This is a genomic window from Zhengella sedimenti (assembly GCF_046506625.1).
GTDB lineage: Bacteria > Pseudomonadota > Alphaproteobacteria > Rhizobiales > Rhizobiaceae > Zhengella > Zhengella sedimenti.
Genome location: NZ_JBKFFP010000004.1, coordinates 342,315 through 364,380, shown reverse-complemented (window position 1 = coordinate 364,380; position 22,066 = coordinate 342,315). Strand labels below are relative to the sequence as shown.

The following is a 22,066-nucleotide window of genomic DNA, read 5'->3' as shown; positions in this document are numbered from 1 at the left end:
CGGGATCGGTTCCGGCCGTCCTTCCCCTCAGAAGGACAAGGCCCGTTGCAGCGCGCCGCGGTCCATGGTCACGGCGTACTTGTCGCGCAGCACGGCGACAAGCTGTTCCAGCAGATCGTCTGAAAACGCACCGGTCAGTTGCTGGCGTTCGGCATCGGGAATCGATTCGGCCGATGCGCCAGCCGGTTCGAACACCTCCGTGACCCGGAACAGGATCTGCGTCTGCGACGACGGGCCCGGCACAAGGCCGGTGCCGCCCTGCCTGATGGAGAAGGCGGCGGTGACACCGGCCTTGCCGATATCGGCATCGTCGGCGCCGCGCTTCAGCCCGCGCTTGATCTGCTTTTCCAGATCCAGTTCGGCGGCGATGGCGTCGAGGGTCTCGCCATCGGCAAGGCGCTTTTCCAGTTCGCCAGCCCTGGCAGCCAGCCGCTCAGCGCGCTCGTCGGCCGTCCATGCCGCCACCACCGCATCGCGGACCTCGTCAAGGGTGCGGTCGCGCGCCGGCGTCACGCCGTCCACTTCGTACCAGACGAAACCGGAGCGGCCGTGATTGAGCGGCGGGTTTTCCACGCCCGTTTCGGCCTCGAACGCTGCCTTGAGCAGTTCGGCCTGCTCGGGAATGTCCGCCACAGCGCTGCCGTCGGGAGCCAACCCGGTCCGGTCGACCGCCTCTATCGTCGTCATCGGCAGGTTCAGCTGCCGGGCCGCTTCCGCCATCGTCGCGCCGCCGGCGCGGGCGTCCTCGTAGGAATCGTGGACGTCAAGCAGGATGCGGTCGGCCTCGGCGAGCGCGAGTTCGTTGCGGATCTCGCCGGCAACGGCTTCCAGCGGCTTCGTGTCGGCGGGATTGATCTCCCGCACACGCAGGATCACCGGGCCGAAGGTGCCGTCAATCACGCCGGAGACCTGGTTCTCGCCCAGCGAGAAGGCGGCCTCGGCAATGCGCTCGTCGGGGATGGCGGAACGCTCGACCGTACCCAGATCGGTATCCGTCGCGCTCTTTCCCTCTGCGGCAGCCACCTCGTCGAAGGTGGCGCCGCCGGTGATGCGCATGCGCGCCGCGTCGGCTTCCTCCCGCGACTTGAAGACAAGCTGGTCGACGGCGCGGGTTTCGGCGGTCGTGTAGCGGTCCTTGCGGGCCTCGTAGTCGGCGCGGACCTGTTCGTCGGTGATGGCGGCCGGATCGGCGATCGCCTGCGGTTCGAGGACGACATGATTGATACGGCGGTACTCGGGCGCGCGCCAGTTGGCCTTGTTCTCCTCGAAATAGGCCTGCAATGCCGCCTCGTCCGGCGGTTCGACCGGTTCGACCAGCGCGCCGGGCAGCTTGATGAACTCGACCGTGCGGTCCTCGCCGCGATAGAGGGCGGCCGCCTTGAGGAAGGTGTCCGGGATGCGCAGGCCGTCCGAAACCGCCTCGACGATCTGCTGGCGCACCGCAACCTGCTGGCGGTTGCGCAAGTAATCTTCAGGGCGCATGCCCACTTCGCGCAGGACGTAATCGAAGGCGCGCCGGTCAAAGCGTCCGTCCGGGCCCTGGAAGGCCGGGTCCTCGCCGGTCAGGGCGGCAAGGCGGTCCTTCGAGAGGCCCAGGTCCATTTCGCGGGCCTGTTCGTCGAGCACGGCGCCTGCGACCAGTTGCGACAGAACCTGCTGATCCAGACCCAGCGCCTGGGCCTGTTCGCGCGTGATTCGCTGGCCGAAGCGCTGTGACAGCAGCCGAAGTTCGCGATCATAGGCCAGACGGTAATCCGTGACGGAAACGGAGGTGTCACCGGCCTCTATCACCGAATTGCTGTTGAAGCCGCTGGTGATCTGACCGGAAATGCCCCAGACCGCGAAGCTGAGCACCAGCAAGATGAGCAGTGCCTTTGCGACCCATGTACCGGCGGCATTTCGAAGGGAGTTGAGCATGAACTGGTCCGTATTCCTTGGTTGCGGTTCGCGCGCAATGGTTTTAGGTGAGGCTGATAGCCCTGATCAAGGGCGCTGTATAGGGCGAATGCGGCGGCGGCCGGGAATCCGGCGCCCCTGACCGGCACACCAGGAGGATATCGGAACCATGACCCCGGGGATCAAGCCGCTTGTGGCAGGAAACTGGAAGATGAACGGCACCGGCAGGGAATTGCCGGAAATCAGGACCATCGCCAACGGCTTCAACACGACGCTCGATGCCGAATGCGACGGCTTGCTGTGCGTACCGGCAACGCTGCTTTCGCGCGCTGCCGACATCCTGTCCACGTCATCCGTGGCAGCCGGCGGGGAGGACTGCCATCCCAACGTGTCCGGCGCCCACACCGGCGACATTTCCGCCGAGATGATCAAGGATGCCGGCGCCCGTTTCGTCATCGTGGGACACTCCGAACGGCGCAGCGATCATGGCGAGAGCGACGCGCTGGTCGCGGCAAAGGCAAAGGCCGCATGGCGGGCCGGTCTGACCGCGATCATCTGCATCGGCGAGACCGAGGACGAGCGGCGGGCCGGCAAGACGCTCGACGTGCTGACGCGACAGGTCGAGGGATCGGTTCCGGCTGGCGCCGATGCGGCCGGCACCGTCATTGCCTATGAGCCGGTCTGGGCCATCGGCACGGGCCTGACCCCCACGGTGCAGGACGTGGAGGATGCCCATGCGCATATCCGCGAACGGCTGGAGGACCTGCTGGGCGACGCCGCGCGCCGGATGCGCATCCTCTATGGCGGATCGGTCAAGCCGGGAAATGCGCGCGAACTGCTGGGCGTGGCCAATGTCGACGGCGCGCTGGTGGGCGGCGCAAGCCTCAAGGCAAGCGATTTCCTCGGGATCGCGGAAGTCTACATGAGCATGTAGCCGGGCCTTGCAAATCCCGCCGGCCGATCCGATATGGGTTTTTGAGCGGTCGTGACCCTTTCCTTGCGGCGCAATCCCGTGTATTGAGCCGCAACTTTCAATGCAGAACCATGAAGAGCCCGCTTCCGCGCGGGCCGGAAATCCCCGATGGAAACCGTCCTCATCGTCATTCATCTCATCATCGTGCTGGCGCTTGTCGGCGTCGTGCTGCTGCAGCGTTCGGAAGGCGGCGGCCTCGGCATCGGCGGCGGCTCGGGCTTCATGACGGCGCGCGGCGCGGCCAATGCGCTGACGCGGACCACGGCCATTCTCGCCGCGGCTTTCTTCGCCACCTCGCTCGGCCTGTCGCTGATCGCACGCTACGGCGAGCGTCCGACCGACATTCTCGACCGCGTGCCGCAGCAGACCCAGCAGGGTGAGCAGGGCACCGGCAACGGCATTCTCGACCAGTTGGGCGGGGAACTGGATACGCAGCCAGCCGAAGGCGGACAGCCGGCCGGCGGTGCGGCGCCGGAGCCATCCCAGGTTCCCACAGGCCAGTAAGGCCGGCAACGAAGACCTATCACACAGGCGGCCCTGAACTGGCCGCCTGTTTCATTTTGTCTCGCGTTTTGGTCATTGGCGCGTGAAGTGTGGTGGCGCTATAGGTTCGCCGTCTGGACAGAAACGGGGCAAGGGCATGGATTACGGATATCTCAGCGCACTGGGGGCAGGTGCATTGTCGTTTCTTTCGCCCTGTGTGCTGCCGCTGGTGCCGCCCTACCTGTGCTACATGGCGGGCGTTTCCGTGGACGATTTCCGCGCCGATGGAGTCGCAACCGCGCGGCCGCGCAAGGCGCTGATTGCCGCCTCGCTTGCCTTCGTGGCCGGCTTCTCGACCGTGTTCATCGCGCTCGGTGCCTCGGCCTATGCCATCGGGCGGCTGCTCAGGCTGTGGCAGGAACCGCTGGCCATTGCCGCCGGTATCGTCATCATCATCATGGGGCTCAACTTCCTCGGCCTCATCCGCATTCCCTTCCTGTCGCGCGAGGCGCGTTTCCAGGCCGATGGAAAGCCCGCCAGCCTGGCCGCCGCCTATGTCATGGGACTGGCCTTCGCGTTCGGCTGGACGCCCTGCATCGGGCCGGTGCTCGGCTCGATCCTCACGCTCGCCGGCGCGCGCGACACGGCCGGCGAGGGCGCGGCCATGCTGGCGGTCTACTCCGCCGGGCTCGGCATTCCCTTCCTGCTCGCGGCGGTGTTTTCGGGCGCCTTCATGCGGTTCCTTTCGCGCTTCCGCGTGCATCTCGGCAAGGTCGAGAAGGCCATGGGCGCGCTGCTGGTGGTGGCCGGCCTGCTTTTCATGACGGGCGGCATGCAGGCGATGAGCTTCTGGCTGCTCGAAACCTTCCCCGTGTTCCAGCAGATCGGCTGACCGCTCAGGCGCGCTTTTGCGCCGGCCGGGACAGTTTGCCGGCCAGCCAGCGTGCCGGGAAGGTGGCGAGGATGATGCCGCCCATGACCATGACGATGCCCGCGGCATGGAAGGGCCGGAAGCTCTCGCCCAGCAGCAGGACCGCCAGCGTCACGCCATAGGGCGGCAGCAGGTACATGAAGACGGCGGCGAGCGAGGGACCGAGGACGCGCACGCCGAACTGGAAGCCGCCAAAGGCGATCAGCGAGGCGAAGAGCACGATGCCGGCAATGCTGCCCCACGCGGTCAGCGTCACGGGCATGGCGGCGCCGGAGACGAACTCGACCAGAGCGAAGGGCGCCAGGCACAGCGCGCCAAACGCTGCGACGATGCCGAGCGAGGCGATGTTGCCCACGGCCTTGAACTCGTCGCGGCGCATCAGGACGGAATAGATCGCCCAGGCGATGGCTGCGAGAATGAACAGGATATCGCCGGGATTGAACGTCAGGGTCGCCAGGGTGGCAAGATCCCCCTTGAGCACGATCACGGCGACGCCGGCAAAGGCGATCACGCTTCCCAGGGCCTCACGCCAGCCGATGGCGCGACCGAAGAAGATCGCCTCGAGGATGATGATGATGACCGGCGAGGTGGTGTAGATGAGCGTCCCGTTGGTCGCTGTCGTCATGGTAAGCGCGACATAGACGATGGCGCCACAGATCCACATGCCGAGAAAACCCTCCACGAGGAGCAGCGGCGAATGGGAGCGAAACATGCCGGCCACGGCTTCACGCTGCCGGTAGAGGACCGGCGCCAGGGCCAGCGCCACGAAGAGCCAGCGCAGGAAGGCCAGCGTGAAGGGCGCAACCTCGCCGATCACGCCGCGGCCGAAGATCAGGTTGGACGAGAAGAAGAGGGGTGTGACGGCCATGACGGCAAAGGCGATGGCCGTGCGGGCGGGCGAGGGGGCTTCCAAGACTGAGCTTTCCTGAACGGACGGCCATTTGGCCGGACTGCGAAAAAGGCGGCGTCTGAACGGATTGTTGACCCTCGGGCCAATTCCTAGCAGGAAACCGTTCCAGCCGGTCGCGTAACGCCTTAAAACCATGCGCAGGCAAACCATGCAACGGGGTCTTTGACAGGGCGCTGCCCGGTCCGGCCCAGCGAGGGATGAGACATGAGCGAAAGAACCTGCCTTTCGGTGATCCTGGCGGCCGGCGAAGGCACCCGGATGAAAAGCAACCGCTCCAAGGTGCTGCACGAGATCGCCGGTCTGCCGATGGCCGCCCATGTGGTCCGCGCCGCGGCCCGGTCCGGAGCGGGCGAGGTGGCGCTGGTGGTCGGTCGCGATGCCGATTCGGTGCGCGCCGCGGTCGCGCCCTTCGCCCCGAATGCGGAGACCTATCTTCAGGCCGAGCGCCTCGGCACCGCCCACGCGGTGCTCGCCGCACGTGCCGCGCTGGAAAAGGGCCATGACGACGTGCTTGTCATGTTCGGCGACACGCCACTTATCGATCCGGCGGACCTGACCGCGGCGCGGCAGAAACTTGCAGACGGCGCCCATGTGGTGGTGATGGGTTTCCGTGCCGCCGATCCGGCCGGCTACGGCCGGTTGATCGTCGACAACGGCGAACTTGTCGCGATTCGCGAGGACAGGGATGCGAGCGACACCGAGCGCGCCATCGACTTCTGCAATGGCGGGCTGATGGCGATTTCCGGCGCATACGCGCTGGCGCTTCTCGACGCGGTGGGCAACGACAACGCCAAGGGCGAATATTACCTGACCGACATCGTGGCGATCGCGCGCGAACAGGGCCTGTCCGTCGTGGCGACGGAGGTTGCTTTCGAATCGGTGCTCGGCATCAACAACCGGGTGGAACTGGCCGAAGCGGAAAGGATCTGGCAGCAGCGCCGCCGCCGCCAGGCCATGCTTGACGGCGTGACGCTGCAGGCGCCGGACACCGTGTTCTTCTGCTGGGACACCGAGATCGCCGCCGAGACGGTGATCGAGCCCAATGTCGTGTTCGGGCCGGGCGTCACTATCACCGGACCGGCAGTCATCCACGCCTTCAGCCATCTGGAGGGGGCGGACATCGGCGCAGGCGCGTCGGTTGGACCGTTCGCGCGGTTGCGGCCGGGCGCCGAACTGCAGGCCAGGGCGAAGGTCGGCAATTTCTGCGAGGTCAAGAAGGCGGTGATCGGCGAGGGTGCGAAGGTCAACCACCTGACCTATGTCGGGGATGCCGAGGTCGGGCCGGGCGCGAATATCGGGGCGGGCACGATCACCTGCAATTATGACGGCTACAACAAGCACATCACGCGCATCGGCGCCGGCGCCTTCATCGGTTCCAATTCCGCGCTGGTGGCGCCGGTTGCCATCGGCACCAATGCCTATGTGGCATCCGGGTCCGTCGTCACCGACGACGTGCCGGACGACGCGGTGGCATTCGCGCGCGGACGCCAGCACAACAAGCCGGGACTGGCAACGCGGCTGCGCGAGCGGTTCGCGGCCGAGAAGGCGGCGAAGAAGAAGACATGACGGTGCGCGCCGGACAGGCAGCAAAGGCCGGAGGCGTTGTCCATTTGGTAATGGGAAACGTGCTCTACTGCCAACGAAGGAAGCGTTTCAGCCTGGATGAAACCCGCTGAAACGGATTGTGATTTTGGCTTCGGCGTTCCGTCCTGCTATCGACCCGCGTGGGGTGACGGAACTCTCCGGATACAGGAAGGCACGGAAACGGCATGTGCGGAATCGTCGGCATAGTGGGCAGGGAATCTGTGGCGCCGCTCCTGGTGGATGCGCTGAAGCGGCTGGAATATCGCGGCTATGATTCCGCAGGCGTCGCCACGCTGGAAGGCGGCGTTCTGCAGCGCCGGCGCGCCGAGGGCAAGCTGGTCAACCTGGAAAACCGGCTGAAGGCCGAGCCGCTGGCCGGCCATATCGGCATCGGCCACACCCGCTGGGCCACCCATGGCGCACCGAACGAGAAGAACGCGCATCCGCATGCCACGGCGCGCGTTGCCGTCGTCCACAACGGCATCATCGAGAACTTCTGGGAACTTCGCAACGAACTGGAGGCCGATGGCTACAGGTTCGAGACCGACACGGACACGGAGGCGGTGGCGCAACTGATCACCCGGTCGCTCGACCAGGGCCTGGCGCCGGTCGATGCCGTGCGCGAATGCCTGCCGCGGTTGCGCGGCGCCTTTGCGCTGGCGATCATGTTCAACGGCGAAGAAGACCTTCTCGTGGCAGCGCGGCGCGGCTCGCCGCTCGCCATCGGGTTTGGCGAGGGGGACATGTATATCGGGTCGGACGCCATCGCGCTCGCCCCGTTCACCGATGTCATCACCTACCTGGAAGACGGCGACTGGGCGGTTCTGACCTCGCGCAGCCTGGAAATCTTCGACGAGAGCGGGGCGAAAGTGGAGCGGCCGCGCCAGAAGTCGGTCGGCACCGCCTTCCTGGTGGACAAGGGCAACCACCGCCATTTCATGCAGAAGGAAATCTACGAGCAGCCGGAAGTCATTGCCCACACGCTGTCCAACTATATCGATTTTTCCACCCATTCGGCGCGGCCGCTGAATTCGGCCATCGATTTCGCGGCGACGAAGCGGCTGACGATCTCTGCCTGCGGCACCGCCTTTTATGCCGGCCTCGTCGCGAAATACTGGTTCGAACGCCATGCGCGCTTGCCGGTCGACATCGATATCGCTTCGGAATTCCGCTATCGCGAAATGCCGCTGGGCGCCGGTGACGCGGCGATCTTCGTCTCCCAGTCCGGCGAAACCGCCGACACGCTGGCGTCGCTGCGCTACTGCAAGGCGCAAGGCATGACCATCGGCTCGGTCGTCAACGTGCGGGAATCCACCATCGCCCGCGAATCCGACGCCGTCTTTCCGACCTTTGCCGGCCCGGAGATCGGCGTCGCCTCGACGAAGGCCTTCACCTGCCAGTTGTCCGTGCTGGCCGCCCTGGTGGTGCGCGCGGCCGCCAAGCGCGGCGCGATCACGGCAGAACGCGAAGCCGAACTCGTGCGCGATCTGGCCGAGGCTCCGCGCCTCGCCTCGCAGGTGCTGCACCTGGAAAGCCAGATCGAGCGGGTTGCCCGCGACCTGGCCAGCTACAAGCATGTTCTCTATCTCGGCCGCGACACCAATTTCCCGCTGGCCATGGAAGGCGCGCTGAAGCTCAAGGAGATTTCCTACATCCACGCGGAAGGCTATGCGGCGGGCGAACTGAAGCACGGGCCCATCGCGCTGATCGACGAGGACATGCCGGTCATCGTCATCGCGCCGCATGACCGCATCTTCGAGAAGACGGTGTCCAACATGCAGGAAGTGGCCGCGCGTGGCGGCAAGATCATCCTGATCACCGACCGCAAGGGTGCCGCGGCCTCGACCGTCAAGACGATGGACACGATCGTGCTGCCGGATGTTCCGGAGTTCATAGAGCCGATCATCTATGCGCTTCCGATCCAGATGCTGGCCTACCACACCGCCGTTTTCATGGGCACCGACGTGGACCAGCCGCGCAACCTGGCCAAATCGGTCACCGTCGAATAGGTCTCGCCGAAAGACTGCATTCTTCGCTCTTTCAATCGATATTGCGGCGCACTAGATTAGGTGCGTCGTCGGCCTCCCGTGAGCAGGACCAGGAATGAGCGAAACACCGCACAAGCGGTCAGCCATGATGCGGCTGCGCAACTACTTTTTGACAGGTTTCGTGGTGCTCGCCCCGCTGGCGGTGACGGCGTGGCTGGCATGGACCTTCATCGGCTGGGTCGACGGATGGGTGAAACCCTATATCCCGGCGCGCTACAATCCCGATTTCTACCTGCCGTTCCCGGTTCCCGGTTTCGGGCTGATCGTCGCGCTGGTCTCGATCACGCTGATCGGGTTCCTGACGGCCAATTTCATCGGGCGGTCGATCATCAGTTTCGGCGAGGACCTGCTTGGCCAGATGCCGCTGGTGCGATCCATCTATCGCGGCCTCAAGCAGATCATCGAGACGGTGCTTTCAGACAAGTCCGACACGTTCAAGCAGGTGGCGCTGGTCGAGTATCCGCGCAAGGGACTGTGGGCACTGGTGTTCATCGCGACGGAAGCCCAGGGCGAGGTCCGCCAGATCCTGCAGCGCGAAAGCGGCGACACCATCGCCGTCTTCCTGCCGACGACACCGAACCCGACTTCCGGCTTTCTCCTGTTCGTTCCCCGCAAGGATGTCCACGTGCTGGACATGACTGTGGAGGAAGCCGCGAAGCTGATTATCTCGGCTGGCCTGGTGACGCCGGAATATCAGGCCAAGACGCAACAGATCGCCGAGAATGCAGGGCTTGTGACGCCGCCGGAGGTGCCGGCGGACGAGGCATCGCAGTCTCGCAAGCCCGCGGCCGAATAGTGATTAGCCGGCGCGCAACAGCCGGATCGCCTCGTCACGGCCGAACAGGTAGAGCAGGATGCGCAGCGCCTGTCCGCGAGGCGTTTCCAGTTCGGGGTCTTTCGTCAGGATGAACCGTGCGTCGTCGCGCGCGATGGCCAGCAGGTCGCCATGGGCGTCGATGCGCGCAACGCGGAAGCCTGGCGTGCCGGATTGGCGGGTGCCCAGCAATTCGCCTTCGCCGCGCAGCTTGAGATCCTCTTCCGCGATGACGAACCCGTCCTCGGTCTCGCGCATCACTTCCATCCGGCGGTGGGCCGTTTCGCCCAGCGGGCCCTTGTAGACGAGCACACAGGAAGATTCGGCCGAACCGCGCCCGACGCGCCCGCGCAACTGGTGCAGTTGCGCCAGTCCGAACCGCTCGGCATGCTCGATCACGATGATCGTGGCGTCCGGCACGTCGACCCCGACCTCGATCACCGTCGTGCCGACGAGCAGGCGGGTGCGACCTTTCTTGAAGGCGCTCATGGCGGCATCCTTTTCCGCGCCGCTCATACGCCCGTGGACCAGGCCGACCCGGTCGCCGAAGACCGGCTGGAGCGAGCGGAAGCGATCCTCGGCAGCGGTCAGTTCCACCTCTTCCGATTCCTCCACCAGCGGGCAGATCCAGTAGACCTTCTGGCCCTGGCCCACCGCCGCGCGCATGCGTTCAACCAGTTCATCAAGGCGTTCGGCGGGAAGCGTGACGGTGCGGACCGGCTTGCGCCCGGCCGGCTTCTCGTCGAGGCGCGAAACATCCATGTCGCCGAACGCCGAGAGGACCAGGGTGCGCGGAATGGGCGTGGCGGTCATGACCAGCATGTCCGGTGCCGTGCCCTTGGCGGTCATCGCAAGACGCTGGTGCACGCCGAAGCGGTGCTGCTCATCGACGACGGCAAGGCCGAGGTCATGAAAGGCGACGCCCTCCTGGAAAAGCGCATGGGTCCCGACAGCCAGATGGATGGAGCCGTCGGCAAGTCCGGCAAGGATCGCGGCGCGGTCGCGGCCCTTTTCCCGCCCGGTCAGGATGGCGGCCTTCAATCCGGCGGCTTCGGCCAGCGGGGCAATGGTCGCGAAATGCTGGCGTGCGAGGATTTCGGTCGGCGCCAGCAAGGCCGATTGCGCGCCCGATTCGGCGGCCTGCATCATGGCCATCAGGCCGACGACGGTCTTGCCGGCGCCGACATCGCCCTGCAGGAGGCGAAGCATCCGGTCCGGGGCGGCGAGATCGGCCGAAATGTCCGCGATCGCGCGTTCCTGGGCGCCGGTCAGGCCATAGGGCAGGGCTGCGCGCAATTTCTCCTTCAATGCGCCGGTGCCGGGCAGGGGCCGTCCGGACAGGCGCTTCATCCGGGCGCGGACCATGGCGAGCGACAATTGCCCGGCGAGGAACTCGTCATAGGCGAGGCGGCGCCGGGCAACCGATTCCGCGCTTGCATCGAGAGCGTCTCGCGGCTCGTGGAGCCGATGCAATGAGTCGGCAAAGGTCGGAAAACTTTGCCGGCGCATGATCTCGCCGTCCAGCCAGTCGGGAAGGTCCGGCAGGCGGGCGAGCGCCCCAAGGACAGCCTTGCGCAGGACGCGGCCGGACAGGCCCGCCGTCAACGGGTAGACCGGTTCGACATCGGGAAACGTCTCGCCCGGCCGGGCAATATGGTCCGGATGAACCATGGAGGCGCGGCCATTGAACCATTCCACCTTGCCTGAGACCGTGACTTCGCCGCCTTCCGGCAGGAGCTTTTCCAGCCAAGCGGGCTTGGCATGGAAGAAGGTCAGCGCGATCTCGCCCGTCGCGTCATGCGCGAACACGCGATAGGGCAGGTTGGCGCGGCCGCGCGGCGGCGGCTGGTGCTGGTCGATGGCGAGATCGAGCGTGACGATGGTCCCCTCCGGCGCGTTGGCGACCCCGGGCCGGAAACGACGGTCAATGACGGAATGGGGCAGGGTGAAGACCAGGTCGGCAATGCGCGCCTCGCGTCCGGCCAGATCGCCCGGCACGATCTTCGCGATCAGCGCGGCCAGCTTCGGGCCGACGCCATCGATGGACGTGACCGGCGCAAACAGGGGATCGAGGACGGATGGTCTCATGACTGGCAGATTAGGTGCGTGCTTGCGCGCGGGAAAGGCTGACAGGACGGCTTTTCACCTCTATATGCTTCGGCGACACACAGGAACCATGGCAAGGCTATGAGCGGAACCACGCATACATCGGCAGATCTCGACACGCGCAGGCGCAGGATCATGTTTCGCGCCTGGCATCGTGGCATGCGGGAGATGGACCTGGTGTTCGGCGGCTTTTGCGACGCGATGATCCGCAGCCTTTCCGACGAGGAACTCGACCAGCTCGAAACACTGATGGCCGAGAACGACCAGGACCTGTTCAAATGGATCATGGGCGAGAAGCCGGTTCCGCGCGAGCATGACACCGCGATCTACCGCAAGATCCTCGCCCATCGCGACCAGATGACGTTCTGAACGACGCAGGACGGACCGACATGACATTGCTTGCCCCGATCGGCGTGAGGCCGGACCTGCATCGCGCCGTCATCATCGATGGCGTGGCGGACGGCTACGAGGCCTTTGCGCTGGCGCGTCTGTCGGCGGAGGCGGCGGCGAAGCGGCCGCTCGTCTTCGTGGCGCGCGACGGTGCGCGGATTCCGCAACTGGCGCAGGCGCTGGCCTATGCCGCGCCCGGCATCCCCGTTCTCGAACTGCCCGCCTGGGACTGCCTGCCCTATGATCGCGTGTCGCCGGGTTCGGATGCCGCCGCGCGCCGGCTCGATTCGCTTGCCGCCCTGATCGCGCTGGCCGAAAGGCCGCACCGGGCCATCGTGCTGATGTCGGCCAATGCGCTGCTGCAGCGCATTCCGCCGCGCGAGGTGATCGCGGCACAGAGCCTGACGCTCAAACCGGGCAACCAGATCGCCATGGAAGGGCTCATCCGAAGGCTGGAAACGAGCGGTTTCGAGCGCACGGGGACTGTGCGCGATGTCGGCGAGTATGCGGTTCGCGGCGGCATCCTCGACCTGTTCGTGCCCGGCGCGGAAGAACCGCTGCGTCTCGATTTCTTCGGCGACACGCTGGAATCGATCCGGGCCTTCGATCCGGCCACGCAGCGCACCACCGGCCAGCACAAGCAGATGCGGCTGGAAGCCATGAGCGAGGTGGCGCTGACGCCCGAGACGATCAGCCGGTTCCGGCGCGCCTATATCGAGGCCTTCGGCGCTCCGCAGCGGGACGACGCGCTTTACCAGTCGGTGACTGAGGGACGGCGCTTCGCCGGCATGGAGCACTGGCTGCCGCTTTTCTACGAGGGGCTGGAAACAGTCTTCGACCTGCTTCCGCATGCCCCCTTCGTTTTCGACCACCTCGCCCATGAGGCGCTGGACGGGCGCGTGGCGCAGATCCGCGAACATTACGAAGCGCGCCGCAACCAGGGCGAAAGCGCCGGCGGCGTCCCCTATCGCCCGGTCCCGCCGGAAAGCCTCTACCTGACGCGCGAGGAAGCGGAACGGCGGGCCAGCGAGCGCCTCAACATCACGCTCACGCCTTTCGACCAGCCGTTCACGGAAGGCCGCTACATCCTTCACGCCAAGGCGCAGCAGGCGCGCAATTTCGCCGAGGAACGCGCGGATCCCGGCGCGAACGTGTTCGACCATGTGGTCAGGCATGTTTCCGGGCTCAGATCGGCGGGCAACCGGGTCATCATCGCCGGCTGGACGGAAGGTTCGCTCGACCGGCTGTCGCAGATCCTGGCCGAACACGGGCTCGGCGGCATGGAGCCGGCAGCGACGCTGGAGGAGGCGGAGCGGCTGAAGGGGCAGGCCGTTGCACTCTCGGTGCTGCCCATCGAGCATGGCTTCACTGCGCCCGGCCTTGCGGTCATCGCCGAGCAGGACATGCTTGGCGACCGCCTGGTGCGCCGCTCGAAACGCCGAGGCAAGGGCGCCGATTTCATCTCCGAGGTTTCCTCGCTTGCCGCCGGGGATGTCGTCGTCCATGCCGAACACGGTATTGGCCGGTTCATGGGGCTGCGGACCATCGAGGCCGCCGGCGCGCCCCATGATTGCCTCGAACTGCATTATGCGGGCGATGGCAAGCTGTTCCTTCCGGTGGAGAACATCGACCTCCTGTCGCGCTACGGATCGGAGGCGTCGGAAGCGGTGCTGGACCGGCTGGGCGGTGTCGCGTGGCAGGCGCGCAAGGCCAAGCTCAAGAAGAAGCTGCTGGAAATGGCCGGCCAGCTCATCCGCATCGCCGCCGAGCGCGAGATGCGCGGCGCGCCGAAGCTGGCGCCGCCCGAAGGTCTCTATGGTGAATTCGCGGCCCGTTTTCCCTATGAGGAGACGGAGGACCAGCAGACTGCCATCGATGCGGTCATCGAGGATCTCGGCAAGGGCAAGCCCATGGACAGGCTGGTCTGCGGCGACGTCGGCTTCGGCAAGACCGAGGTGGCGCTGCGCGCGGCCTTCGTGGCGGCCATGGAGGGCCTGCAGGTGGCCATCGTGGTGCCGACGACACTGCTGTCGCGCCAGCATTTCAAGACCTTCTCGCAACGCTTCGCCGGACTGCCCGTGACGGTTCGCCAGGCGTCCCGCTTCGTCGGGGCCAGGGAACTGGCAGACACCAAGAAAGGCATTTCCGACGGCACCGTCGACATCGTGGTCGGCACCCATGCGCTGCTCGGCACCAGCGTGAAATTCGCACGGCTCGGCCTTCTGATCATCGACGAGGAGCAGCATTTCGGCGTCAAGCACAAGGAGCGGCTCAAGGAACTGAAAAGCGACGTCCACGTGCTTACTTTGTCGGCGACGCCGATTCCGCGGACGTTGCAACTGTCGCTGTCGGGCGTGCGGGAGCTTTCGCTCATCACCACGCCGCCCGTCGACCGCATGGCGGTGCGCACCTTCATCTCGCCCTTCGATCCGGTGGTGATCCGCGAGACATTGCTTCGCGAGCGCTATCGCGGCGGGCAGAGCTTCTATGTCGTGCCGCGCATCGCCGATCTGGACGAGATCAGGACCTTCCTGGCGGAGCAGGTGCCGGAACTGAAGGTGGCCGTCGCGCACGGCCAGATCGCCGCAGGTGAACTCGACGACATCATGAACGCCTTCTATGACGGCCAGTATGACGTGTTGCTGTCGACGACGATCGTCGAATCCGGTCTCGACATCCCGACGGCCAACACCCTGATTGTCCACCGCGCCGACATGTTCGGTCTCGCCCAGCTTTACCAGTTGCGTGGCCGGGTGGGCCGGTCGAAGCTTCGCGCCTACGCGCTGTTCACCCTGCCGGCCCGCAAGAGCCTGACGACGACCGCGGAACGCCGGCTGAAAGTGCTGCAATCGCTCGACACGCTCGGCGCGGGCTTCCAGCTTGCCAGCCACGATCTCGACATCCGCGGCGCCGGCAACCTGCTCGGCGAGGAGCAGTCGGGCCATATCCGGGAGGTGGGCTACGAGCTTTACCAGCAGATGCTGGAAGAGGCGGTGCAGGAAATTCGCGGCGAGGAGATCGCCAGCGACAGCGGATGGTCGCCGCAGATTTCGGTGGGCACGTCTGTGATGATCCCGGAACACTACGTGCCGGACCTGCAGTTGCGCATGGGCCTCTACCGCCGACTGGCGGACCTCGCCACGCCGCAGGAAATCGACGGGTTCGGCGCGGAACTCATCGATCGCTTCGGGCCGCTTCCCGACGAAGTGCAGCACCTGCTCAAGATCGTCTACATCAAGGCGCTTTGCCGCAAGGCCAATGTCGAGAAGCTGGACGCCGGACCGAAAGGCGTGGTCATCCAGTTCCGCGACAGGACGTTCCCCAACCCGGCCGCGCTGGTGCAATACATCGCCGGGCAGGGTTCGCTCGCCAAGATCCGGCCCGACCAGAGCGTTTTCCTGATGCGCGACCTGCCGAGCCAGGAAAAACGCCTGGCGGGTGCGGCGGTGGTCATGACGCAACTGGCGAAGCTGGCGGAGGCGGCATAACGCGGGCCCGGCGACTGGCGGACAGGCGCGCGCCGGCCTATGTAAAGACTTCGACGTTCACCCCGGATACCAATCAGGATACCGCATGGCCGCCATCGAAGACTTCGCCCGCTCCGCCGCCCGCCTGACGGAATGGCGGCGCGACCTGCATGCCAATCCCGAACTGCTCTATGACGTCCACCGTACGGCGGCTTTCGTGGCGGACCGTTTGCGCTCGTTCGGGTGCGATGACGTGGTGACGGGGATCGGGCGAACTGGGGTCGTCGGCGTGCTGAAGGGGCGAAGCGACACGAAGGGACAGGTGATCGCCCTGCGCGCCGACATGGACGCGCTTCCCATCAACGAAATCACCGGCAAGCCGTGGGCGTCGAAGACCGCCGGCAAGATGCATGCCTGCGGCCATGACGGCCATACGGCGATGCTGCTTGGCGCGGCCGAGTGGCTGGCCAAGACGCGCTCCTTCGACGGGACGGCCGTCTTCATTTTCCAGCCGGCCGAAGAGGGCGGGGCGGGCGGCAAGGCGATGGTCGAGGACGGTCTCATGGAACGCTTCGGCATCCAGCGCGTGTTCGGCATGCACAACCTGCCGGGGCTGCCAATCGGCCATTTTGCCATGCGGACGGGTCCGATCATGGCGGCGGCGGATCATTTCTCGGTTCAACTGGAAGGGAAGGGCGGCCACGCAGCGATGCCCCATACCACGGTGGACACGACGCTGGTCGCGGCCCATCTGATCACCAGTCTGCAATCCATCGTTTCGCGCACGGTCGATCCGGTGGAAAGCGCCGTGCTGTCTGTCACGTCGATGCGCACCGACACGGATGCCTACAATGTCATTCCGCAGACCGTGGCCCTGAAGGGCACGGTACGCACCCTGTCGGAAAGCGTCCGGCAGGATGTGGAGGCGCGCATGGCGGCCATGATCGAGACCGTTGCAGCGGCTTTCGGCGCCAGGGCGACGCTGTCCTACCGGACCGGCTACCCCGTCACCGTGAACCATCCCGACGAAACCGCGCTGGCGCTGGAAACCGCCCGCGAGATCGCCGGCCATGACAAGGTGGCCGCGGACTGCGCGCCGATGATGGGCGCGGAGGATTTTTCCTTCATGCTGAACGCCCGGCCCGGCGCCTTCATCTTCATGGGCAACGGTGACAGCGCATCGCTGCATCATCCGGCCTATGACTTCAACGATGACGCCATTCCGCACGGGGTCGGCTACTGGGTTCGCCTGACCGAACGGCTTCTGCCGCTGACGAACTGAAGGTTCACCGGCTGCGGACAAGACCGCTCAAGGCCACGACCAGCCAGCCCGCGATCAGGGTCATTCCGCCCGCCGGGGCCGCCATGGGGAACAGGCGGCTGCCGAGGAAATCACGCGCCAGAAGGTCGCCGCAAAACAGCGCAAGCCCGAGCGTGAGGCCGAGGATGGCGAGATTGCGCAGCAGGCCGGCCGGAAAGAAGCCGAGAGCCAGGAAAGCCGGCGCATGAAACAGCAGCATCTGCGCCGCGGTGCCGGCATTGCCGCCGCCGGCATGGGCCGCATAGGCGGAGAGGCCAACGCCGGCCGCGCCGGACAGGCCGCCGATCAGGATCGCCAGACGCATGTTCGTTTCCCGGAGATTCGCACCCGGTTCGCAAGCCGCCACCAGACAGGCGGAACCACCGCCCGCCCTTGCCCACGCCGAGGCTGCATTTCGCCGTTCATTCCGCCTTCTGGAAAATCAGAGCGACGTTGTGGCCGCCGAAGGCAAACGAATTGGACAAGGCGTATTCCATGGAGAGCGCCCGGCTGGCATTGGGCACCACGTCGAGCGGGCACTCCGGGTCGGGTTCCTCGAAGTTCATCGTGGGCGGGGCAAACTGGCCGAGCAGCGCCAGCAGCGTCGCGGTTCCCTCGATCGCGCCAGCGGCGGCGATGGTGTGGCCATGGATCGACTTGGTGCTGGAAACGGGCGGCGGTTCGTCGCCGAAAACCGCACGAATCGTCGCCGATTCGACAATGTCGTTCTGACGGGTGCCGGTGCCATGCGCGTTGATATAGCCGATGTCGCGGGGCCCGATGCCGGCACGCTTCAGCGCCCGGCGGATGGCTTCCACCTGGCCCTCCTGGCTCGGCTTGACGAGATCGGCGGCGTCAGAGGTCGCCCCGGTTCCGGCAACATAGCCGAGGATTTGCGCACCACGGGCGCGTGCATGATCCTCTGCTTCCAGGATGACGACCGCCGCGCCTTCGCCCAGCACCATACCCTTGCGGGTGGCGCTGAACGGACGGCACGTATCGGTACTGACCACCTTGAGCTGCTCCCATGCCAACAGGATCGTCTCTGTCAGCGCGGATTCGGTGCCGCCAGACACGACGATGTCGGCCTCTCCGGAAAGGATGGCGCTGCAGCCCGCAGCAATGGCGGCTGACGACGAGGAACAGGCGCTGGAAACCGTGCTGGACGGCCCCTTGATGCCCCAGGCCATGGAAAGCGCGGCAGCCGGCGCGCTCGGCATCATTTTCGGAACGGAGAAGGGATGCGGCTTGCGGCCATCCTTGAAGTAACGGGTATAGCCTTCCTCCAGCGTGTTGCCGCCGCCCAGGGCGGTGCCGAACAGGATGGTGGCCTCCGCAAGTTCCGCCGAGCCTTTTTCGAGGCCGGCGGTTGCCATCGCTTCCTTGGCGGCAATGAGCGCCAGATGCGCCAGCCGGTCGAAGCGCGGCGACAGTTCAACGCCGCTTGCCGCCATCACCGCGTCATCGATACATGCCAGCGGCATGTCGCGTCCTACGAGGCCACCGATGGGCCGCGGCGCGATGCCGACGCGTCCTTCCAGGAGTGTATCGCGAAATTCGGCAATGCTCGACGCATTCGCCGTGAGAACGCCGAGTCCGGTGATTGCTACGCGCCGCATTGTCAGGAGTGTTCTTTGATCAGTGTGAAGATCTGGCCGACGGTGATTTCGTCGTCGATGTTGAGTTCGTTGATATCGAGGCTGTATTCGGCGCCGAACTTGTCCTCCATCTTGAAGACGATGTCGGCGAGGTCGAGCGAATCGATGCCCGTTTCGGCGACTTTCGTATCCGCTCCGATTCCCTTGCCGGGAAATTCCTCATTCAGAAGCTGCAGGAAATCGTCAAGACTGACCTTCATGCGAAACTGTCCCCCGTCGCAGTGCGACTGCTGTGTTTGACCCTGATTTTGAACTCCCATATATCACCGCTGCCAAATATGGTAGCCCATCGGCGCGAATCCGTTCTTCGCGGAATGCCCCGACCGGGCATGGTGTTGGTTCCAAGGGGGCGGGGGGCCGCGTAGGGCGCATGGCAACGTTTCGCAATCTGAGAAAGCGCGTGTTCCGGTCACGGACCGTGAACACGATCCTGGCCGCAATCGCGCATGGATGGCTTGCCTTCGTCTTCCGGACGAACCGTCTTGTTCCCGAATCCGACAGCCTCGAGAAACCGGATGACATCGAATTCCCGGTCATCATCGCACTCTGGCACGGCCAGCATTTCATGGTTCCGTTCCTGCGGCCGCCCGGAATGGAATTCGCCACCATGCTGTCGACGAGCGCCGACGCTGAACTGAACGCCAGGCTTGTCGAGCGGATGGGAATGCATGTCATCCGGGGGTCCGGTGGCCGCACGGGCGATGGCGTGCGGCTGGAAAAGGGCGGGGCCCAGGCGCTCATCGACCTTGTGCGCTGCCTGCGCAAGGGGATGAACGTTGCCACCATCGCGGACATTTCCAAGGGCAGGCCGCGCGACGCCGGCGAGGGCATCGTGCGCCTCGCAATGGCATCCGGACGCCCGGTGGTGCCGCTGGCCTATGCCACAAGCCGCCATATCCGTTTCGAGAAGGCCTGGGACAAGGCCGTGCTCAACCTTCCCTTCGGCCGCGCCTGCATCAAGACCGGCGCTCCGGTCTTCATCGACCGCAAGGCCGATGCAGGAGAGATCGAGGCGGCGCGGCTGGCCATCACGGAGGCGTTGAACCGTGCGACCGACGAGGCATATGCCGCCGTGGCGTGACGCGGCCGCGAACCCGGCCCGGTCCGCGACAAGAAAAAAGGCCGGCAGACAGCCTTGTGGCTTGCCTGCCGGCCCGGTCGGCTCCGCTTCCGGTCAGAGAACGAAATCGCTTGCGTCGATTCCGAGACCCGTGCCGAGCAGCTCGATGCGGAAATCGGCTGAGCCGTTGCCGTCAACGTCACCTTCGATGAAGGTCAGGCCGCCGAATTCCCAGGACCGCAACTGGCCCGCGACGCCCGTGAAGGCACCGTTGATGTAGGTGAAGGCCTGGTTCCCTCCAACATTCGTGTTGGCGTCGAGTGCCGACAGGTCGATGGTGTCCTCACCGTCGGTGAAGTCCTGGATGCGGTCGCGATTGGCGAACAGCAGACCGGAATCGGACAGGTCCAGATAGACGAAGGTGTCGTTCTGGTTGCCGCCATACATGATATCCCGGCCTTCGCGGCCGCGCAGCGTGTCGTTGCCATTGTTGCCGAGCATGATGTCGCTGCCTGCGCCGCCATCGAGCAGGTTCACCTGTGCGGAGCCGAACAGGCGGTCATTGTAGGCAGAGCCGAAGACGTTCTCGAAACCGGAAATCGTATCTCCCTCGGCATCGCCGCCCGAAGCCGTGTTCCCGCCCAGAAAGACCTGAACGGCGGCGCCGGAGCTTGCGTAGCTGAGCGTATCGAAGCCCGCTCCTCCGGAGAGTATGTCCGCGCCGGCGCCGCCGATGACCAGGTCATTGCCGTCGCCGCCGTCGATTGTGTCATTCCCGCCAAGGCCGGAGAGCACGTCATTGCCGAGGCCGCCATCGAAACGCTCGCCAGCATCCGAACCGGTGACCACGTCATTGTGGACAGAACCGCGAATCCATTCGATGTTGGAAAGTGTCTTGGTGTAGGCGACACCGTTCCATTCACCGGTCGCGGTACCGGCCGTCAGGTTCACGACGACGCCAACATTGTTCTGTGGCCGGTCAAAGCGTACACGGTCGAAGCCGCCGCCGCCATTGATGATGTCGTCGCCGCCGCTGCCGTCGAACTGGTCATCGCCGGACGAACCGGTGAACGTGTCTGCGAAGTCGGTGCCGCGCAACTGCTGGAAGGTGCCGCTGAAGGTTTCCGCATTGCCGAAACCGTCATTGGCGATGACGCCGTTACTGAGGTTGACAATAGCGCCCTGGTTGCCGCCACGCAGGTCCAGGCGCACCGAGCCATTCCCGGAAATCGTGTAGGAATCGACACCGTCGCCGCTGCGGATGGCCATCCACTGGTCCGTGGCGAGGGTGATGTTGAATGTGTCGCCCAGGGCCGTGCCCCGGATTGCGAAACCGCCGTTCACGAAACCGGCATCCAGCGGATTGGCGATATCGGTGAAGGTGTCGGTGCCCGTACCGCCCTTGACGATGCTGGCCGTGTTGGTGACGCCGTTGATCGTGGCGACGATCGCGCCCGGAATCGACCGGTAGTCCACCTCCTGGTAGCCGTTGACATTGGCGGTGTAGATGATGGCGTCATTGCCCGTCGAGCCGCGGATGGTGTCGCCGAAACCGTCATTGTCGCCGGGGTTCAGAACGTCGTTTCCGGCGCCGCCATCGAGGTAATCGTTGCCGCCGCCGGTCGCAATGACGTCGTTGCCCGCACCGGTCTCGAAGGAATCGTCTCCAGCGGTGCCGATGACCGTGTCATTGGCGCTGGTTGCCACATTCGGGACGCCGGGCAAGGAAATGTTCTCGCCGGGACCGAAACCCGACCCGACCGGCGCGGCCGAGAACGAGACGACGTCGTTGGAAAGGAAGTTGTTGAAGGCGGTCGCCGTTGTAAAGGCCGGCAGAGGTGTGCCGCCGACGCAGAAGATGTAGCTTGTGCCTGTCGTCGTGTCTTCCAGATTGAGGACATAGCTGATGCGCGTGGTGCCGTTGTCGTCCCAGATGATCCGCCCGAACTGGGCGTCAGGTCCGGCGCCACTGGAAAAGGTGTCAGTTGACGTTCCGTCGATGCGCTCGTTGTAGGCAAACGGGTTGATCGTGACGTCGTCCAGTTCTCCGGGATTGGATGCGTCGGTCCCATAGCTGAAGGTCGTGACGGAATCATTGACGACGATCTCGATCTCGACGCCTGCCGTGAAGCTCGTTGCAAGGCCGGTCACGTTGTTGAAAGTCGCCGAAAACCCTGTCACCGTGTATGTTGTCATTGATCTGTTTATCCTCTTTCCAGACTGCTCTCCCGGAACCGCCGTGCCAAAAGGTGCCGCCGGAACCAACATTATTTGCTTACCAATGAATATAGGGAAAAAGCAATCACCGGTGGCAGCATTCCGGGCTGCCCTGCGTGCGGAAATCCACAGGCACGTTCCCTTTCCAGATGAGGCGGCGAAACCGTTTAGCGCGTGAATGGATTCGGCGGTTCGTCAAATGACTGCGAGTGAAATAATTAAGTGTTTC

General features: G+C 65.2%; 17 protein-coding genes. 10 read left to right on the top strand and 7 right to left on the bottom strand.

Translation table 11 applies throughout. The features are described from left to right. Window positions 1-27: 27 nt before the first annotated feature. Entirely contained in the window at window positions 28-1,917 is a 1,890-nt protein-coding gene (locus ACLB6G_RS13690) for a peptidylprolyl isomerase (protein ID WP_410356739.1), read from the bottom strand. Between the two features lie 148 nt (window positions 1,918-2,065). Between ACLB6G_RS13690 and tpiA the strand changes: the two genes are divergently transcribed. The 3 genes from tpiA to ACLB6G_RS13675 all read left to right on the top strand — a co-directional run bounded on the left by tpiA (window position 2,066) and on the right by ACLB6G_RS13675 (window position 4,244). Continuing rightward, window positions 2,066-2,830, top strand: a complete 765-nt coding sequence (tpiA, locus tag ACLB6G_RS13685) for a triose-phosphate isomerase (protein WP_410356738.1) — start codon at window positions 2,066-2,068, stop codon at window positions 2,828-2,830. Between the two features lie 147 nt (window positions 2,831-2,977). Continuing rightward, on the top strand, window positions 2,978-3,373 hold the full coding sequence (gene secG, locus ACLB6G_RS13680; RefSeq protein ID WP_410356737.1) for a preprotein translocase subunit SecG: 396 nt from the start codon (window positions 2,978-2,980) through the stop codon (window positions 3,371-3,373). Window positions 3,374-3,509: 136 nt separating this feature from the next. Next, window positions 3,510-4,244: a cytochrome c biogenesis CcdA family protein gene (locus ACLB6G_RS13675; protein ID WP_410356736.1), complete on the top strand. Its 735-nt coding sequence runs from the start codon at window positions 3,510-3,512 to the stop codon at window positions 4,242-4,244. A 4-nt stretch (window positions 4,245-4,248) separates the two neighbouring features. Here the strand turns inward: ACLB6G_RS13675 and ACLB6G_RS13670 are convergent, their stop codons facing one another. After that, entirely contained in the window at window positions 4,249-5,196 is a 948-nt protein-coding gene (locus ACLB6G_RS13670; RefSeq protein WP_410356735.1) for a DMT family transporter, read from the bottom strand. 201 nt (window positions 5,197-5,397) lie between these two features. Here ACLB6G_RS13670 and glmU point away from each other — a divergent pair, with 201 nt between their 5' ends. From glmU to ACLB6G_RS13655, 3 genes are all read left to right on the top strand, one after another. Further along, entirely contained in the window at window positions 5,398-6,759 is a 1,362-nt protein-coding gene (gene glmU, locus ACLB6G_RS13665) for a bifunctional UDP-N-acetylglucosamine diphosphorylase/glucosamine-1-phosphate N-acetyltransferase GlmU (protein WP_410356734.1), read from the top strand. Between the two features lie 203 nt (window positions 6,760-6,962). Beyond that, window positions 6,963-8,786, top strand: a complete 1,824-nt coding sequence (glmS, locus tag ACLB6G_RS13660) for a glutamine--fructose-6-phosphate transaminase (isomerizing) (protein WP_410356733.1) — start codon at window positions 6,963-6,965, stop codon at window positions 8,784-8,786. A gap of 94 nt (window positions 8,787-8,880) precedes the next feature. Continuing rightward, a complete protein-coding gene (locus ACLB6G_RS13655) occupies window positions 8,881-9,621 on the top strand; it encodes a DUF502 domain-containing protein (protein WP_410356732.1) in 741 nt (246 codons plus the stop codon). Between the two features lie 3 nt (window positions 9,622-9,624). Here ACLB6G_RS13655 and recG read toward each other — a convergent pair whose 3' ends face one another. Beyond that, window positions 9,625-11,727, bottom strand: coding sequence for an ATP-dependent DNA helicase RecG (recG, locus tag ACLB6G_RS13650; RefSeq protein WP_410356731.1), 2,103 nt, complete (start codon window positions 11,725-11,727; stop codon window positions 9,625-9,627). A 99-nt stretch (window positions 11,728-11,826) separates the two neighbouring features. Here recG and ACLB6G_RS13645 point away from each other — a divergent pair, with 99 nt between their 5' ends. The 3 genes from ACLB6G_RS13645 to ACLB6G_RS13635 all read left to right on the top strand — a co-directional run bounded on the left by ACLB6G_RS13645 (window position 11,827) and on the right by ACLB6G_RS13635 (window position 16,884). Beyond that, window positions 11,827-12,114, top strand: a complete 288-nt coding sequence (locus tag ACLB6G_RS13645; protein WP_410356730.1) for an FAD assembly factor SdhE — start codon at window positions 11,827-11,829, stop codon at window positions 12,112-12,114. Window positions 12,115-12,134: 20 nt separating this feature from the next. Then, the gene (gene mfd / locus ACLB6G_RS13640; protein WP_410356729.1) at window positions 12,135-15,623 is read left to right on the top strand and encodes a transcription-repair coupling factor; all 3,489 of its coding nucleotides are present in this window, start codon (window positions 12,135-12,137) and stop codon (window positions 15,621-15,623) included. Window positions 15,624-15,708: 85 nt separating this feature from the next. After that, window positions 15,709-16,884: a M20 aminoacylase family protein gene (locus tag ACLB6G_RS13635; RefSeq protein WP_410356728.1), complete on the top strand. Its 1,176-nt coding sequence runs from the start codon at window positions 15,709-15,711 to the stop codon at window positions 16,882-16,884. A 4-nt stretch (window positions 16,885-16,888) separates the two neighbouring features. Here ACLB6G_RS13635 and ACLB6G_RS13630 read toward each other — a convergent pair whose 3' ends face one another. The 3 genes from ACLB6G_RS13630 to ACLB6G_RS13620 form a co-directional block, all read right to left on the bottom strand. Continuing rightward, the gene (locus tag ACLB6G_RS13630; RefSeq protein WP_410356727.1) at window positions 16,889-17,227 is read right to left on the bottom strand and encodes a DUF423 domain-containing protein; all 339 of its coding nucleotides are present in this window, start codon (window positions 17,225-17,227) and stop codon (window positions 16,889-16,891) included. Window positions 17,228-17,324: 97 nt separating this feature from the next. Continuing rightward, on the bottom strand, window positions 17,325-18,521 hold the full coding sequence (locus tag ACLB6G_RS13625; RefSeq protein ID WP_410356726.1) for a beta-ketoacyl-[acyl-carrier-protein] synthase family protein: 1,197 nt from the start codon (window positions 18,519-18,521) through the stop codon (window positions 17,325-17,327). Between the two features lie 2 nt (window positions 18,522-18,523). Continuing rightward, on the bottom strand, window positions 18,524-18,760 hold the full coding sequence (locus ACLB6G_RS13620) for a phosphopantetheine-binding protein (RefSeq protein WP_410356725.1): 237 nt from the start codon (window positions 18,758-18,760) through the stop codon (window positions 18,524-18,526). 218 nt (window positions 18,761-18,978) lie between these two features. Between ACLB6G_RS13620 and ACLB6G_RS13615 the strand changes: the two genes are divergently transcribed. Continuing rightward, the gene (locus ACLB6G_RS13615) at window positions 18,979-19,641 is read left to right on the top strand and encodes a lysophospholipid acyltransferase family protein (protein WP_410356724.1); all 663 of its coding nucleotides are present in this window, start codon (window positions 18,979-18,981) and stop codon (window positions 19,639-19,641) included. Between the two features lie 93 nt (window positions 19,642-19,734). On the opposite strand, the gene ACLB6G_RS13610 is transcribed toward ACLB6G_RS13615, so the two are convergent. Beyond that, window positions 19,735-21,816: a calcium-binding protein gene (locus ACLB6G_RS13610; protein WP_410356723.1), complete on the bottom strand. Its 2,082-nt coding sequence runs from the start codon at window positions 21,814-21,816 to the stop codon at window positions 19,735-19,737. Window positions 21,817-22,066 lie beyond the last annotated feature (250 nt).

Excerpts from the sequence above, each read along its gene's own strand:
- ACLB6G_RS13620 (WP_410356725.1), bottom strand. The coding sequence starts at position 18,760 with ATGAAGGTCAGTCTTGACGATTTCCTGCAGCTTCTGAATGAGGAATTT.
- ACLB6G_RS13625 (WP_410356726.1), bottom strand. The coding sequence starts at position 18,521 with ATGCGGCGCGTAGCAATCACCGGACTCGGCGTTCTCACGGCGAATGCG.
- recG (WP_410356731.1), bottom strand. The coding sequence starts at position 11,727 with ATGAGACCATCCGTCCTCGATCCCCTGTTTGCGCCGGTCACGTCCATC.
- tpiA (WP_410356738.1), top strand. The coding sequence starts at position 2,066 with ATGACCCCGGGGATCAAGCCGCTTGTGGCAGGAAACTGGAAGATGAAC.
- ACLB6G_RS13690 (WP_410356739.1), bottom strand. The coding sequence starts at position 1,917 with ATGCTCAACTCCCTTCGAAATGCCGCCGGTACATGGGTCGCAAAGGCA.
- glmS (WP_410356733.1), top strand. The coding sequence starts at position 6,963 with ATGTGCGGAATCGTCGGCATAGTGGGCAGGGAATCTGTGGCGCCGCTC.
- ACLB6G_RS13630 (WP_410356727.1), bottom strand. The coding sequence starts at position 17,227 with ATGCGTCTGGCGATCCTGATCGGCGGCCTGTCCGGCGCGGCCGGCGTT.
- ACLB6G_RS13655 (WP_410356732.1), top strand. The coding sequence starts at position 8,881 with ATGAGCGAAACACCGCACAAGCGGTCAGCCATGATGCGGCTGCGCAAC.
- secG (WP_410356737.1), top strand. The coding sequence starts at position 2,978 with ATGGAAACCGTCCTCATCGTCATTCATCTCATCATCGTGCTGGCGCTT.
- ACLB6G_RS13610 (WP_410356723.1), bottom strand. The coding sequence starts at position 21,816 with ATGACAACATACACGGTGACAGGGTTTTCGGCGACTTTCAACAACGTG.
- ACLB6G_RS13645 (WP_410356730.1), top strand. The coding sequence starts at position 11,827 with ATGAGCGGAACCACGCATACATCGGCAGATCTCGACACGCGCAGGCGC.
- mfd (WP_410356729.1), top strand. The coding sequence starts at position 12,135 with ATGACATTGCTTGCCCCGATCGGCGTGAGGCCGGACCTGCATCGCGCC.
- ACLB6G_RS13635 (WP_410356728.1), top strand. The coding sequence starts at position 15,709 with ATGGCCGCCATCGAAGACTTCGCCCGCTCCGCCGCCCGCCTGACGGAA.
- ACLB6G_RS13675 (WP_410356736.1), top strand. The coding sequence starts at position 3,510 with ATGGATTACGGATATCTCAGCGCACTGGGGGCAGGTGCATTGTCGTTT.
- glmU (WP_410356734.1), top strand. The coding sequence starts at position 5,398 with ATGAGCGAAAGAACCTGCCTTTCGGTGATCCTGGCGGCCGGCGAAGGC.